This is a genomic window from Paenibacillus mangrovi (assembly GCF_022898935.1).
GTDB lineage: Bacteria > Bacillota > Bacilli > Paenibacillales > Paenibacillaceae > Paenibacillus_AQ > Paenibacillus_AQ mangrovi.
Window position 1 is genome coordinate 332409 of the sequence record NZ_JALIRP010000004.1, and the last position, 16023, is coordinate 348431.

The window sequence follows — 16023 nt, forward strand, 5'->3', positions numbered from 1 at the left end:
TTCATAAGCTAATTATCCTTATATGAAACAGGACAAATAAAGCACATTATATTATACACGTTCTACAAGTAATTATGGAAATGGGTGACTATTTTGAAAACTCATCATATTTCCTTTCAGTTAGGGACATAACAGTAAAGACAATCACAGTAGCTGTCAGCTAAAAAGTGGAAAGGAGCCTTCACCGCATGATAAACGCCCATTTCGGCAAAGCCTGCGCAGTTATGCTTGTTCTCAGCATGCTGTGGCCTGAAACCGCACTCCATGCGGCCAAGATGGAGGACCCCGCTATTCCTCAATCCGTACAGGAAACAAGCAGCTTAGAACAAGTAGAGAAGGAGAAACAGCAGGAAAAACAGATCCTTACGCTGGGGCAGCTCATCAAAAAATACCCGGATACATTCAAAATCCATGGTCCTCATGTCAAGCAAATTGCATTGACCTTTGATGATGTTCCTGATCCCCGTTTCACACCTCAGGTTCTCGAAATCTTGTCTAAGCAAGGGGTAAAAGCCACATTCTTTGTTGTAGGAAGCCGCGCCAAAAAGCATCCCGACCTGGTGGCCCGGATCGTGCGCGAAGGCCATGTGATCGGAAATCATTCCTATAACCATCCACAGTTCCATAAGCTGACGATGACCGAATACATCGATCAAATCAGCAGAACCGAGAAAATTCTATACGGCATTACGGGCTACAAGCCCAAACTGATCCGCCCTCCATACGGCGATATTACGGAGAGTCAGCTTCGCTGGGCCAAGCGTGAGGGTTATAAAATCGTCAATTGGAATGTGGACTCTTTGGACTGGAAAGGCATCAGCAAAGAGGCTGTGAAAAGAAATATTATGACTACTGCCGGTCAGGGATCCATCATTCTCCAGCATGCCGGCGGCGGCAGCTCCTCAGATTTGTCCGGCACCATCGGCGCATTACCAGAAGTCATCCACGAGCTGAAGAAAAAAGGATATACCTTTGTAACTTTACCCAAACTGCTGAAGGTACAAAAGGACAAATAGAGTTTTTAAAAAACAAGCAGCTCTTGTAAATGACAAGAGCTGCTTGTTTGCGTAAAACCGTATGGGGGCAAATCATATATGTCTGAGGTCTATTCTAGTTAATGAAGTAAAGTTCAACGTCTTGGATGCCGAAGTCGCTGACGGACTGCTGGCTGCCTGGAACAAAGATGTCGATGTGGTTGCCTTTAATGGCACCGCCGGTATCTGTTGCAGTTGCCACAAACGCTTTTTTAGGCAGACCAGGGAAGCTGTGACCCGTGACAAGCACCTTAGTTCCGAGCGGGATGACGGAAGGATCGACCGCAATGGTTCCAAGCTCAAGCGGATTACCTAAGGAGTCTACTGCGCCCCATTTTCCATTCTCGCTTGGATCTGCGGAGTATGCTGTTGCTTTCACTTTCATCGTTTTATTATAAGTAAAGTTTTTTCCCCATGCTTCTACGGTTTTTTGATCCGGATTCACGTTCAAAGACGCGGTTGTAATGTTGGATGGTGCCGGATCCGCATAAGCTTTCATGGTTCCTCCACTAGGAATATTCAGCTTAAGTCCTGGATAAATATTGGTAGCTTTTACAGTAGAATTTGCGTTCATCAGTTGATTTAAGTTTACGTCATATTGTTTCGAAAGTTTGTAGAAGGTATCTCCTTCTTTGGCTACATGTACGGAATCCGCATAAATAGGAACGGCTGATACCGCCAATGTCATACCAAGTGCTGCTGTAAAAATCTTCATTTTCTTAAATCTCTTCTTCATAGTTCCTCCTTAGGATACATCGCCTGCGAGGTTAGCTGTCGGGTTCGGATTGAGGAGACAACCCTACGTTCAGAACGATTCACCCCAAGTGACATGAACTCTTTCACGGTAAAAATGTTCCCCCGCACTTTGCGTTTCAAAGTTTCGGCTTAATCAATATATCACAATTTTGTAACCTGTGCGCATGAAAATGTTACCAAATTGCAATCTCTACAACTCGAACTTCCTTTATCAATGCGATAAGGTAGGCTCACATACACAAAATCAGTGTCATTTTAATAGTTAAAAAAATTACAATTTCTTCACTCTGTTAACATCCTACATGTTATGTAAACTTCCGTATTTTCAAAGATGATATCAAAAAAACTCCGTCCAAGGCATGAACCTTGAACGGAGCTATTTTGTAACTGTAATGTGTTATGAACTGTTAAAGGACCTTGCTGAGAAAATCCTTGGTACGGATATTTTGCGGGTTGCTGAATACCTGGGATGGAGTCCCTTCTTCCATGATCTGACCGCCATCCATGAAAATGATTCGGTCGCCAACCTCTCTGGCAAACCCCATCTCATGCGTAACGATGACCATGGTCATACCGCCTTCCGCAAGCTTCTTCATAACCTCCAGAACCTCTCCTACCATCTCAGGGTCAAGAGCAGACGTAGGCTCGTCAAACAGCATCACATGCGGCTGCATGGCAAGCGCACGGGCAATAGCGATACGCTGCTTCTGACCGCCGGAGAGCTGCGTAGGATACGCATCCTTCTTGTCGGCAAGTCCAACCGTTTGCAAAAGTTCAAGAGCGATTTTTTCCGCCGCGGCCTGAGGCATCTTCTTCACCTTCACCGGCGCAAGCGTAATATTCTCCAAGACGGTTTTATGAGGAAATAAATTAAACTGCTGAAACACCATTCCCATTTTTTCACGGGTTAGATTAATATCATGCTTTTTGTCTGTTATCGATTCGCCTTCAAACTTGATTTCTCCGCTTGTCGGGGTTTCGAGCAAATTGAGGCATCTCAGAAACGTACTTTTACCCGATCCGCTGGGGCCGATGACAACGACCACTTCACCTTTGGCAATCTCAATGTTTACGCCTTTCAGAATATTAAGCTTTCCAAAAGACTTGTGCAGATCCTTAACGGTGATCATCTGTGTTCAACCTCCTTTCGAACAAACCGAGCAGCTTAGACAACGTAAAGGTCATCACAAAATAAATGGCCGCGATAATGAGCAGTGGTGTGAGAAAATCATAAGTAATCATGTTAACGGCTTGCGCCTGATACATCAGATCAGTAACCCCGATAAAAGATACAATGGATGATTCTTTAATAATAGTAATAAATTCGTTGCCGATGGCAGGCAGTACGCTTTTGACAGCCTGCGGAAGAACGATATGTCTCATCGTCATGCCTCCGGTCATTCCCAGCGAACGGGCAGCTTCGGCTTGTCCCTTGTCAACACCTTGGATACCTGCACGGAAAATTTCGGCTAGGTAGGCCGAGCTATTGATCGTAAGTGTAATCGCTCCGGATTCAATGGGCGTAAACTTAATGCCCACAGATACCAAACCGTAATGGATAATAAAGAGCTGTACCACCATTGGCGTTCCCCGCAGAAACTCGACCCATACGGTTCCAATGAAGCGCAGGATCCGAAAGCGGGACATCCGCAGCAACGAGACGAGCATGCCTAGGATAAAGCCGCATACCACACCTATAGCCGCTAGCAGCAGCGTATACTGGATGCCGGATGCAAAGTAAGTCCGGTATTCCCAGAACATCTGAAATATATTCATAAATTCCCTAAATCCTCCTTTTAATGTTACAACCAAAAAAATAGCGATTTGTCATCCGCTATTTTTGGTAAATGCGTTTGATTATTTGGAAACAGCCAGATCGCTTGCTTCAGCAACAAATTGATCGATTTTCTTTTCCTTGTTTAGACGGTCAAGTGTTTTATTGATTTGATCCACAAGCTCTTTATTGCCTTTTTTAACGCCGACTGCATAACCGTCTTCCTTATAATCAGGGACTGCATCCGCAATCGCAAGACCGTTTACGTTTTTCACGAATGATTCTGCCACCGGTTTTTCCATGATGGAGGCGTCCACACGGTTAGAGTCGAGCTGCATAATGATATCGTTAATTTTTCCAAGCCCTGTAATTTTCGCACCCGGAATGGTTTTGGCGATTTCCTCCTGGATCGAACCAGTCTGAACACCAATGGATGCACCTTCAAGCGATTGCATGGTTTTGTATTTATCCTTGTCGGCTGCTCTAACCACTACTGCCTGCTGAGCTCTGTAGTAGCTGTTAGAGAAATCCACTTCTTTCTTGCGGTTCTCGTCTGGCGTCATACCCGCCATAACAAAGTCAACGCGTCCGCTAGACAGTTCGCCGAGCAAAGCTTTAAAGTCCATGTCCTTCACTTCCAGAGTCGCTCCCATATCAGCAGCAATTTGCTTGGCAATCTCGATGTCGAAGCCAACAATCTCGTCTTTACCATTAACCATTTTATGGAACTCATATGGCGGAAAATCAGCACTCGTGCCAAGTACAATCGTTTTACCGTCTGCTTTGCCATTATCGGAAACGGATGCCTGATCATTATTTTGATTGCCACAGCCGGTAAGCAAGCTTCCCGTCAGCATCAGACATACGGTTAAAATTCCCCATTTTTTCATGATCTATCTCTCCTGTCTTCATCATCGATTATTGCTGTAATTTTAGTATGAACATGATCGCTGATCGTCATCAGCATCTAAAAACATGTTTTATAGTACAACAATATGCATGATTATGCAATGTAATTTTCATACAAATCCAATCGTTTTCAATAATATCCCATTACAGGTGTAGTTTGGGTGAATTTTATATTCCAGTGGTTGATATTTAGACACATTATATGTTCATACTTCATCGGGTTAACGCTTTAACCCTTTATCATCCCTTGAATTCTAAATTATTATTTAACATTTTTTACCTCCTGCATCATACATATTTGGATATAGATATTGATTAAACACTTCATTTTTGAAGCGTATTACCGGGCACCGTTTTTCACTTTTTATGCATAAAATTTCAAGTTTTATTGGTACTAAAAATCTCCGACTTTAGCATTGAAGCCCTCGCGGATGAGCATAATAACCATCAAAATGATTTGAAGAGGTGTTGACATGCTGCTCGAAGCTCTATATCATGTGCCCCGTGACAAATGGGCTTATGCTTACGATCCAAAAACCATTCATCTGCGTGTCCGCACCAAAAGAAATGATGTGGATACTGTTATCGCCATGACCGGTGACAAATATGACTGGAAATCAACTTATTTTGAAATTACCATGGAAAAAGCTGCATCCGATGAGATGTTTGATTTCTGGGAAGCCTCCGTGCTTCCTAAATTTAAGCGTTTAACCTACGCATTCCGCATCGTTGCGGGAACAGAATCCGTTTATTTGGTGGACAGCGGAATTTATCAGAAGTGTCCCGATCCAACGTACGGATATTTCGAATTCCCCTACATTCACGAAATTGATGTGTTTAAGGTGCCTGATTGGGCTAAGGATGCGGTCTTTTATCAATTACTACCTGAACGGTTTGCAAACGGAGACCCAAGCAATGATCCGGATGGCACTGAACCTTGGGGAGGCCAGCCGAAAACCGATAATTTCTTTGGCGGCGATCTACAGGGTGTTCTGGATCATCTGGATGACCTTGTAGATCTCGGAATCAACGCGATTTATTTCACCCCACTCTTCACATCACCATCGAATCATAAATACGACATCGTGGATTATAGACATGTAGACCCTCATTTTGGTGACAATGCATTACTTAAAAAAGTGGTGGAAGTCTGCCACGAAAAAGGAATAAGGGTCATGCTGGATGCGGTGTTCAATCACTGCAGCGAGCAATTCCTCCCTTTTCAGGATGTGCTTAAAAACGGAGAAAAGTCGAAATACAAAGATTGGTTTCACATTAACAAGTTTCCTGCCCGTGTGGAAAACGGTATTGCAACCTACGATACCTTCGGATTTTTCGGCAATATGCCAAAATTCAATACAGCCAATTCAGAAGTGAAACAGCATTTGCTTGATGTCGCGGAGTACTGGATCAAAGAGATTAAGCTTGACGGCTGGCGTCTTGACGTTGCTAACGAAGTAGACCATCACTTTTGGCGTGATTTCCGCACCGTGGTTAAAAAGGCAAATCCGGAGGCTTATATCGTAGGAGAAGTATGGAGCGACTCGTTAATCTGGCTTGTAGGCGACCAGTTCGATACCGTAATGAACTATCCGTTTGCTGATAAGGTGATGGAGTTCTTTACTGGCGGAATGGATGGTGCCACGTTCTCTGATTCGATGAGCTCACTCCTCATGCGTTATCCACAACAGACCAATGAGGTTGTATTCAATCTTCTTTGCAGCCACGATACCCCCCGCCTGGTAACACGGGTAGGCGGCGATAAACGCAAGCAGAAGCTCGCTGTAGTGTTCCTCTTCACCTATATGGGAACGCCGTGTATATTTTATGGCGATGAAGTGGGAATCTCCGGCGGAGGCGATCCGGACTGCCGTAAATGTATGATTTGGGATCCTGAGAAACAGGATCGCGATATGTATGACTTCTACAAAATGTTGATCAATCTGCGAAAAAACCATAAAGCACTCCGTGAAGGTAGATTCCGCTTCCTGAAAGCCGATGCAAATCCTTGCATCATTTATGAGCGTGCGGATGAATCATTTCATTTCACAATCTGGATGAACAATACCGACCAAAAGCAAACCCTCTCTCACCCTATGGTAACGACGGATTGGCGTGATGCATTGAGTAATGAAAAGGTAATGCCAACGAACGGAACAATGAACATATCGCTTGATCCTTTCGGATATCGTATATTGTTCCGAGAAATCGCCAAATAAGCAGGCACAACGAGAAGGGAACATTCCAGAGGAATGCTTCCTTCTTTCATCCTTGCCTTGATTAATTTTTACCTACCAGTAACCCGCTGATATATATCCTTGTATTCTTCCGCAGATACATTCCAGCTGTAGTCCCCACTAATCGCATTTTTCACAATTTTGTTCCAATGCTCGGGTTGATGATAAAAGGTAACCGCACGGCGGATCGTATGCATCATGTCATGGGCATTGATATTCGTGAAGCTGAATCCGTTGCCTTCGCCCGTAAACTCGTTAAATGCATGAACCGTATCGTTTAAGCCGCCGGTTTCTCTGACCACTGGAATACTTCCGTATCTTAATGCCAGAAGTTGGCTGATCCCGCATGGCTCGAAATTGGATGGCATAAGGAAGATATCACTTGAAGCATAAATTTTCCGGGACAGGGCATCGCTGAACTTAATTTGAGCGGACAGTTTTGCAGGATGACGCTGCTCGGCTTCCCTGAACCAGTGCTCATAATTGCTGTCACCCGTACCGAGAATAACAAATTGGATATCATCAAAGGTCAGCATCTCATCAAGTACTCTAACGAGCAGATCCAATCCTTTGGAATCGACCAGACGCGTTACCATGGCAATCAGCGGAGTATCAGCCGATACAGGCAAATGGAGTTCTTCTTGAAGACGGATCTTATTTTCTTTTTTCTTGGCGATGCTCGAACGGTATTTAAGCGCAATATGAGAATCAGTCGCTGGGTTATAGCTCTTTGTGTCAATGCCGTTAACGATCCCGCTCAATTTAGGCCCTAAGGAAGACAGCAGCCCATCCAGGCCGTATCCATAATGTGCTGTCTGTATTTCACGTGCATACGTCGGACTGACGGTCGTCACATGATCCGAATATACAATACCGCCTTTCATGAAATTAACATTGCCGTAATACTCCAGACCACCCACCGTGAAGTAACGGTTATCCAGCTCGAGAAGTTCACCCAATACTTCATATGGGAAAATACCCTGATACAGCAAATTATGTATTGTAAATACAGTGCGCATTTCGTAATAAAATAGATCATGACGATAATGCGCATTCAAAAGCACCGGAATAAGTGCAGCATGCCAATCATGACAGTGAATGACATCCGGCTGAAAATCAGCGGACTTCAGCAGCTGAAGCACGGCCCGATTAAAAAACGCAAAACGTTCGCCATCATCCATGTAGCCATAAACCGAATCACGTCCAAAGTAATATTCATTATCCACAAAATAATAAGTGATACCATCATGAAGCAGCTTCTCAATCCCGCAATACTGGCTCCGCCAGCCCACCGGAACATATACCTCACCTAAATGCTCCATCTGCTCTCGAAAATGAGCCGGTATACCGCGATACATAGGCAGCACAACACGCACGTCATCACCTCTTCGCTGCAAAGCCTGAGGCAATGCGCCGATCACATCGGCGAGTCCTCCAGTTTTGATGAATGGAACCGATTCAGCAGCGGCGAATAAAACCTTCATTCCTCATTTCCTCCTTTTATAAAATCTTTTTGGATGAAACAGCTATTTGGACTTGCTCAGCCTTTTTACTGGGAGTCGCTTTTAAGCCATTCCGCTGAGGTTGTCTGGGTGCCTTGGCAGTAGATACGGGCTCGCGGTCAGCTGCATCACGTTTCAACACAATAAAGCTAAGAGGCGGTAATGTAAGCTCAAGGCTGTTCGATTGGTTATGCCATGGGATTTTTGCGGTCTGTATAGGCTCAGTAATGGAAGCCCCCTGCCCTCCATATTTTTGTTCCTCACTCTGGAAAACAGGTACATACCTACCGGCACGCGGGACACCGATTCGGTAATGTTTACGTGCTACCGGTAAAAAATTGATTAATACTATCAGCATGTCCTTCACTTTTTTTCCTTTTCTCATGTAGGAGATCACGCTTTGCCCGGAATCATGTGGGGTAATCCATTCATAACCTTCAAGCTCATGATCCCGCTCCCAGAGCGCCTCCTCCTCCAGATACATCAGGTTTAGATCAGCGGTATAGCTCTGCATCTGACGGTGTCTGTCATACTCCAGCAGCAACCAATCCAGCTCATATTGGTCCCGCCACTCGATGAACTGGCCGAATTCGGCACCCATAAACAGCAGTTTTTTGCCTGGATGCGTCATCTGATATCCGAGAAGTATTCGAAGGCCGGCAAATTTCTGATCATAATCGCCAGGCATTTTATTAAGCAAGGATTTCTTTCCATGAACCACTTCATCATGGCTTAGCGGGAGCGCATAATTCGCTGAATAAGCGTATACAATCGGGAATGTAAGCAGTTGATGCTTGGATGGCCTTGTCTCAAATGGAGCTTCGATATAATCAAGCGTATCGTTCATCCAGCCCATATTCCACTTGTAGTTGAAGCCAAGGCCATCTTCATCTATCGGAGAGGTAACTCCAGGCCAGGCGCTTGATTCTTCTGCCATCATCAATGTATATGGATAGTATTGAAAGACTGCTGTATTGAGCTCCTTCAAAAACGAAACAGCTTCCAGATTTTCTACGCCGCCAAGTTCATTCAGTTCATACTCGCCTTCTTTTTTCTCAAAATCAAGGCGCAGCATGCTGGTAACGGCATCCACCCTCAGCCCGTCGATATGGAACATTTCGAGCCAGAATAACGCGTTTGATATCAGGAATGAGCGCACCTCAGGCTTGCTGTAGTCAAAGCTTAGTGTGCCCCAGCCCGGCTTTTCAGCCTTCAAAGGATCTGAATATTCGAATAATGGCGTTCCGTCAAACATCCGCAGCCCATGTGCATCCTTGGTAAAATGAGCCGGAACCCAATCGATGATGACACCGATATCCGCTTGATGGCATGAATCTACAAGATACATAAAATCTTGAGGTGAACCGTAGCGGCTCGTTACGGCAAAATATCCAGTACATTGATATCCCCAGGATAAATCGTATGGATGCTCAGCCAGCGGCATAAACTCGACATGCGTATAATTCATTTGCTTTAAATAAGGGATCAGCAATTCGGCAATTTCACGGTAATTGTATAGCTCTCCGTCCTCCTTTCGCTTCCATGTTCCTAAATGAACTTCATATATGTTGACTGGTTTGCTTTGTAACCTCTTCTTCTTTCGGCGCCACGCAGCATCCTGCCATGTGTAGCCTTTTAGGCTAGTCACTACAGATGCACTGGCAGGGCGAACCTCTGCTGCAAAAGCATAGGGATCTGCTTTTAAGAAACGTTCCCCCTTGGGTCCTTGTATGTCGTACTTGTAAAAAGTACCTGTCGAAATGTCGGGGAAAAAGCGAGTCCAAATGCCCGAATAGGGTATCTTATGTAATGAATCTTCATCTCCGTTCCAACCGTTGAAGTCGGAAGCCAAACCGACGTGCCGAGCATGCGGAGCCCAAACGGTAAACCGGACGCCTTCCAAACCATCTTCCACAGCAGGATGAGCGCCCAAAATTCTGTAACTGTGGTAGGAGGTCCCTTCATGGAATAAGTATATATCTTCAGCTATCGGCGGCAGTCCGGGTAATGTTTTCAATTTAGCCAATGAGATCACCTGCTTTATAAAATATTGTGCACTACAACCATTAACCCATTGTAGCCCGAATAATCACAAAAATGACTACTGAAATATAAATTTGTAATTTTTCAAATTTATTTCAATATACTCTTTCAGATGGGATATTAGCTGTTTATGTAGTACTACATTGACCAATTATTGGGAGGGAAACGACAATGTATAAAAAAGATTGCATCGCGATGCTGCTTGCCGGAGGTGAAGGCCGCAGACTCGCTCCTTTGACATCAAAACAAGCAAAGCCAGCCGTGCCCTTTGGAGGCCTCTACCGCATAATCGATTTTCCTCTCAGCAACTGTGTAAATTCGGGAATCGATACCATCGGTGTTCTGACGCAGTTTGAGGCAGAATCGCTCCATAAACATATTGGTGAAGGTGAACCTTGGGATCTTCAGAGCGACGGAGAGAACGGTATTACTCTGCTGCCTTCATACGATACAGAATCCACAGAATACTTAGGAACAGCTGATGCCATCTATAAAAACATTGAATATATAGACCATAAGCGTCCTGAACATGTGCTTATCCTTTCAGGAGACCATATTTACCATATGGATTACAATAAAATGCTTCAGTTCCATAAGGAACAGAAAGCTGAGGCGACGATCTCCGTGATGGAGGTGCCATGGGAAGAAGCAAGCCGATTCGGCGTCATGAGTGTAACTGATGAGCACCGCATCTCCGAATTTGCGGAAAAACCAGCTGAGCCGGAAAGTAACCTAGCTTCTATGGGTATTTATCTCTTCCAATGGGATTATCTGCGCCGCCATCTGCTGGAGGATGCTGCCAATGAATCATCCAGCCACGATTTTGGCAAGGACCTGATCCCTAAAATGCTGGATGAGCAAAATCGCATGTATGCTTACCGCTTTGATGGATACTGGAAAGATGTCGGTACGGTCGATAGTTTATGGGAAGCTCATATGGATCTCTTGACCAAGGATAGCTCATGGAAACTGCACAATAGCGATTGGCCGATGTATACACGACCGTGGCGTTCAAAACTGGGCATGCAAAAGACCAAAACAGGAACAGCGTCAAATTGCCTGATCTCCGAATCCAGCTTGATGGATGGATCTGCACATCAATCCGTCGTGTTCTGCGGCGTGGAAGTAGGCAGATTCTCGGAAATTAAAGACAGTATCGTGATGCCAAACGTAAAAATCGGACGGAATGTTCATATTGAACGTGCAATTATTGGTGAAGGCGCCGTTATTAAGGATGGCGCAGTTATCAAAGGCACCGCCGAGCAGGTCATTGTAGTCGGTCCATATGAGATGGTTCTTCCAAAACCGACGGTTCGTACCCAGCCTGCCCGTTTGCTTCAGGAAGTATACGAAAAAACCGGACGTCTGCGTGCTGAAGGCATAACCTCATAATCGCCCGGCACAACAGATTCTCTTAAACAAAAGAGCGAATTCCGCTTATGCGGTTTTCGCTCTTCTCATGCTGTTTGTATTATTCAGTTGGGCTGACATCCGGGAGCTGCGACGTATTCTGAGAAACATCTGTCATTTGCTCTTCTTCAAGTCTCGGCAGTCTCACCACAATCGTGGTCCCCACTCCCAGCTCACTTTGAATCAGTAAAATACCATGATGAAGCTCAACCAATTGCTGCGAAATGGCGAGTCCAAGTCCGGTGCCCCCATTCAACGGGTCAACCTGGAAGAAACGATCCTTGACTCGAACCAAATGATCTTCACTGATTCCTATTCCAGTATCATGAACCTGTACAACTACATTATTTCCTTCAATGGAGACAAGCAGATCAATTGCCGAATTTTCATGCGAAAATTTGATGGCATTGTCCACAAGATTCAGGAAGACCTGCTTAAGACGGTTGGCGTCCCCTTCTACAAGAGGCTTATCCACTGAGTCTAGGCGAAGTTCAATGGATCTTTTCTCCGCTTTGGTCCATAAATTAAGCATAATCTCTTGCAGCAGTTCTTTCAAGTCAACCCTGTCGAATGACACCTTCATCTCGTTTTGCTGCAGCTTCGAGAAGTCGAGTATTTCTTCCACTAGGCCGATCAGACGATCGGTCTCCTTCGTGATGATCTCCATGCCTATTTTGGTCTCTTCAGGATCATACCCACCCGAGTTAATGGTTTCGCTCCAACCCTTGATGCTGGTCAGTGGCGTCCTAAGCTCATGAGAGATTGAAGAAATAAAATCATCTTTTACCTGATTGCTGCGTACAATTTCTTGAGCCATATAATTTAGCGTTGATGCAAGCTCTCCAAGCTCGTACTTGTAATTGCCTTTAATTCTTGCATTAAATTTGCCCTGCGCCATCAGCGCGGAAACGGCTGTGATCGTATTCAGCGGTTTAACAATCGAATTGGCAAGTCCAAGACTGAATGCCAGAACCAGAGCCAGTACAACGGCAGCAACCGCTGTGGCAATGAGCGTGACGTTAAACAGCTTTTCGTTTACCCGTTCAAGTGAGGTGACATACCTGACGATGTAGGGCTCTTGTCCGTTATCCTGCTCCATTTTGGAAACAGCCATCACGTCCTCACCTGTACCCGGCTGCCGACCTACCCATCTACCGACATTACCCGATTGGGCCTGTGAGATATCACTGGTCTTAATGGATTCGTCAGGCTGGAACTCAGATGAGTTGATCAAGACGTCACCCTGGACATTTAAAATCTGCATCTCTGTAAAACTCAGCTTATATATCGCAAGCAGATTACCCAGGTCATCCTTGCCTTCGTTAGAGGTGCTACTGAATTTCTGATAGTCCTCTACCTGTTTGATATGTTGAGTGATATGGCTGTAGATGCTGTCATAATAATAGCTTCGTATTGCCAGTAAAAAAATGACTTCAGCCAGCAGCAGCGTCGAAAACACCACGATAAAGTAATGCATGACGATCTGCCGGCGAATGCCTTTCTTAATCATTGTCCCTGACCCTTCCATTTATACCCGTGACCCCATACGGTCTGGAGAAACTCGGGCTCGGAAGGATTGTCCTCAATCTTTTGGCGAAGACGGCGGATGTTCACGTCAACGATCTTCGGATCGCCCATATATTCCTTGCCCCATACGTGATCCAGCAGAACGTCGCGGCTGAGCGGGGTATTTTCTTTTTCGAGAAAAAATTGTACCAACGAAAATTCCGTTGGCGTAAGCTCAATATTGTGTCCATTTTTCTTAAACTGCTTGGAAATGAGATCCAAAGCAAAAGGTCCAGATTGGAAAGAAACCTTCGCTGATGTCTCGCGATGCACATTTACTCTGCGAAGCAGAGACTGGATTCTCGCGATCAGCTCGGTTGGGCTGAAAGGTTTGCTGACGTGGTCGTCAGCCCCTACCGATAATGCATAGACTTTATCCTGTTCCTGCACTTTGGCTGTCAGGAAAATAATACCCAGCCGTTCATTGGTCTCACGAATTCGGCGGCATACCTCAAATCCGTCAATTCCCGGCACCATGACGTCCAGCAGGGCAATATCAATATCCGGGTTACTGAGTATCAGATCAAGCGCATCGTTTCCGTTAGATGCCTCAAGCACTTCAAACCCGTTGCGTTTTAAATTAATGACAATAAAACTGCGGATGGAATCTTCATCTTCCAAAATCAACACTTTACTCACTTTGCTTGTCCTTCCTTTCTATCGGCGGAACTTCATTTTTCGGTTTGTTTTTGTTCGGATTATTGGACAGGTCAAAATCCACACTCTTCTTATATGCAATGACCTTCTCGCTCGTTCGTTTCAAATACTTCCAGTCATCATGCTGCTTATCCCACTCGTATAGGGAGAAAAATTTAATTTCAGCAACGGTTTTTCCGGAATCAATCATAACAAAACGCAAATATTTGTTCATTTCCGACTTCGTATCCACTGTAATTTTGTTATGCCACTCCGGAGGGAAAAATCCGAAGTCGAAATCATACTTGAAGTCGTGATATTTCTCGGCCACAAACTTCAGTCCGCTCTTGCCATCCCACTGATAATACGAGCAGAAATAAGGAATCTCATCCTGATTCTTAAAGTAGGACCAGCCGATCGGTGGATTCAGCAGCGGAATTTCTATAATACCGTCATTATTAATATCTTCACTGTACACCCTGTAATTTCTGTACGTTTGATCCTGGTTAGGGAGAACTGACTTGAGCTTGCCGTCTTCCATCACAATGACGGTTGTGAAGGATGCTTCCCCGACGTTAGAAAGCGTGGCGTCCAGAACGATGCCTTCAACGCTGTTACCTTCTGGATCGACGTACACTTTACCTGCGACAACATTGTAATAATCGTAAATATACGGCTTCATTTCGAGCTTGTCGAGCTCTAGGAAGCTGCCGTCCTCATATTGAAACGTAGTAATAAAATTGCTTTCGCCGTGTTTCAGCTCCACGATGGTCAGATCATTGACATGATCCTTGTTCATATCGCTGATGACAAAATTCGTATACGGATGCTCTAATACCCTTTCCACTGTTTTGCCGGTGTAGCTGTATATGAAAACATAGTTTTGGGTCTCCTCGTTGCCTATTGAATATCCGGCTACAATATCTACGCGGCCATCATTCGTCATGTCTTTAAAATACAAGGATTCGAGCACTTTACCTGCACCGTCAAAGGTGATTTGCTTCACCCACGTACCGGTCGTCTTTCTAAAGATCATCCCGTGAATGCCAATCGTCTGATCCGGCGTTTCATAAAAGACGACCGCTTCATTGACGCCATCATTATCCAGATCCACAAAATGGATGACATTGGTATCATTCTCCTCGTTGGAACGGATTAAGCTCGCATCCTCAGGCAAATTGGCCATTACGATGGACCGCAAGGATTCTTTTTCAGCTGGCAACTCTGGGGTTTTCATCATCAGGACCGGGTCGCTGATAAAAGAGCATCCACTCAGCAGCAGCAGCAAAAAAAAAGCGGCAGGGATATAAATCCAGTAGCGTTTTACCAATATGAATCACTCTTTCTATCCAAAGCCTGTTTAAAGGCTTTATAACATATTTCGTTCTCGAACTGTCAACCGGCGTCCGGAAACATCAAATGCGAATTCTCCGCCTGCCAGGCCTATAATCCGCGTTGCATAGCGTTCTGCCAGCTCCAGCGGCAGTACCGTGAGCACAGTGGCTCTCTCCTCTTCACAAAGCTGCTTCAGCGTCTCCATGACGCTCTCCTGCGATTTGGGATCAAGACCAATGACTGGCTCGTCAGCAAGAATTACCTTGGCCCCGTGTACAAGTGAGCGTGCGATCGCAATTCTCTGACGCTCGCCGCCGCTCAGCTTATCGCATTTTTGATGCGCTTTTTCCAGCAGTCCGAGCTGCTCAATCACGTCCATGGCGCCCATATAATCATCGGACCGTACCATTCCGGTTGCCATTCTCCACAGTGGAGTCTGGCCCACTTGTCCAATCAGCACATTTTTCAAGGCTGTACGGTTCAGGTAAAGCAGAGGGTTCTGTTCCAAGTATGCCCATTCACGTTTTATTTTTCTTTTTCCGGCAAACGTGTCCTTCAAAACATCGTATCCGTCTATGACAAAGGTGCCCTTATCCCATTTTTCCTTCATTGCCAGGCAGCGCAGCAGCATGCTCTTTCCGCTTCCGCTAGCACCAACGAGCGCAATAAGTTCCCCGCGTTGAAAATCAAGCGAAATGCTTTTGAGTACAGGAATTTTATCTACTCCGACGGACTTGGTTAAATGCTGAATTCTAATCATGACATTTCTCCTCTGGTCTCTCGTTCTCTTCCTTCTATCATAAAGCATTCGGTTTCAGGAG

13 protein-coding genes and 1 riboswitch are annotated in these 16023 nt (G+C 45.1%); of the genes, 3 read left to right on the top strand and 10 right to left on the bottom strand.

Features of this window, described 5'->3' with window-relative positions:
* Window positions 1-188: 188 nt before the first annotated feature.
* The gene (locus MUG84_RS12225) at window positions 189-1016 is read left to right on the top strand and encodes a polysaccharide deacetylase family protein (protein WP_244725292.1); all 828 of its coding nucleotides are present in this window, start codon (window positions 189-191) and stop codon (window positions 1014-1016) included.
* Between the two features lie 94 nt (window positions 1017-1110).
* On the opposite strand, the gene MUG84_RS12230 is transcribed toward MUG84_RS12225, so the two are convergent.
* The 4 genes from MUG84_RS12230 to MUG84_RS12245 all read right to left on the bottom strand — a co-directional run bounded on the left by MUG84_RS12230 (window position 1111) and on the right by MUG84_RS12245 (window position 4454).
* Window positions 1111-1770: a 3D domain-containing protein gene (locus MUG84_RS12230; protein ID WP_244725293.1), complete on the bottom strand. Its 660-nt coding sequence runs from the start codon at window positions 1768-1770 to the stop codon at window positions 1111-1113.
* 3 nt (window positions 1771-1773) lie between these two features.
* Window positions 1774-1930, bottom strand: a riboswitch (cyclic di-AMP (ydaO/yuaA leader).
* Between the two features lie 267 nt (window positions 1931-2197).
* Window positions 2198-2920, bottom strand: coding sequence for an amino acid ABC transporter ATP-binding protein (locus MUG84_RS12235; protein ID WP_244725294.1), 723 nt, complete (start codon window positions 2918-2920; stop codon window positions 2198-2200).
* Window positions 2907-3566 carry an amino acid ABC transporter permease gene (locus MUG84_RS12240; protein ID WP_244725295.1) on the bottom strand — a complete coding sequence of 220 codons (660 nt, stop codon included), beginning with the start codon at window positions 3564-3566 and terminating at the stop codon, window positions 2907-2909. Before MUG84_RS12240 ends, MUG84_RS12235 begins: the two co-directional genes overlap by 14 nt.
* A gap of 81 nt (window positions 3567-3647) precedes the next feature.
* The gene (locus tag MUG84_RS12245) at window positions 3648-4454 is read right to left on the bottom strand and encodes a transporter substrate-binding domain-containing protein (protein ID WP_244725296.1); all 807 of its coding nucleotides are present in this window, start codon (window positions 4452-4454) and stop codon (window positions 3648-3650) included.
* Window positions 4455-4946: 492 nt separating this feature from the next.
* On the opposite strand from MUG84_RS12245, the gene MUG84_RS12250 reads away from it, so the two are divergent.
* Complete coding sequence (locus tag MUG84_RS12250) at window positions 4947-6692, top strand: alpha-glycosidase (RefSeq protein WP_244725297.1); 1746 nt, start codon at window positions 4947-4949, stop codon at window positions 6690-6692.
* A 68-nt stretch (window positions 6693-6760) separates the two neighbouring features.
* Here MUG84_RS12250 and glgA read toward each other — a convergent pair whose 3' ends face one another.
* Window positions 6761-8194, bottom strand: coding sequence for a glycogen synthase GlgA (gene glgA, locus MUG84_RS12255; RefSeq protein ID WP_244725298.1), 1434 nt, complete (start codon window positions 8192-8194; stop codon window positions 6761-6763).
* A 16-nt stretch (window positions 8195-8210) separates the two neighbouring features.
* A complete protein-coding gene (glgB, locus tag MUG84_RS12260; protein WP_425313197.1) occupies window positions 8211-10238 on the bottom strand; it encodes a 1,4-alpha-glucan branching protein GlgB in 2028 nt (675 codons plus the stop codon).
* 188 nt (window positions 10239-10426) lie between these two features.
* On the opposite strand from glgB, the gene MUG84_RS12265 reads away from it, so the two are divergent.
* Window positions 10427-11647, top strand: a complete 1221-nt coding sequence (locus MUG84_RS12265) for a glucose-1-phosphate adenylyltransferase (protein WP_244725299.1) — start codon at window positions 10427-10429, stop codon at window positions 11645-11647.
* A gap of 79 nt (window positions 11648-11726) precedes the next feature.
* On the opposite strand, the gene MUG84_RS12270 is transcribed toward MUG84_RS12265, so the two are convergent.
* Genes MUG84_RS12270 through MUG84_RS12285 form a run of 4 tightly spaced genes read right to left on the bottom strand, consistent with a single transcriptional unit; the run spans window position 11727 to window position 15962 of the window.
* Window positions 11727-13175 (bottom strand): HAMP domain-containing sensor histidine kinase, encoded by a 1449-nt coding sequence (locus MUG84_RS12270; RefSeq protein ID WP_244725300.1) that lies wholly within the window; start codon window positions 13173-13175, stop codon window positions 11727-11729.
* Entirely contained in the window at window positions 13172-13870 is a 699-nt protein-coding gene (locus tag MUG84_RS12275) for a response regulator transcription factor (protein ID WP_244725301.1), read from the bottom strand. The genes MUG84_RS12270 and MUG84_RS12275 overlap by 4 nt, the downstream gene beginning before the upstream one ends.
* Window positions 13863-15197 (bottom strand): FG-GAP repeat domain-containing protein, encoded by a 1335-nt coding sequence (locus MUG84_RS12280; protein ID WP_244725302.1) that lies wholly within the window; start codon window positions 15195-15197, stop codon window positions 13863-13865. Before MUG84_RS12280 ends, MUG84_RS12275 begins: the two co-directional genes overlap by 8 nt.
* Window positions 15198-15236: 39 nt before the next feature.
* Entirely contained in the window at window positions 15237-15962 is a 726-nt protein-coding gene (locus MUG84_RS12285; protein WP_244725303.1) for a phosphonate ABC transporter ATP-binding protein, read from the bottom strand.
* Window positions 15963-16023: the final 61 nt, after the last annotated feature.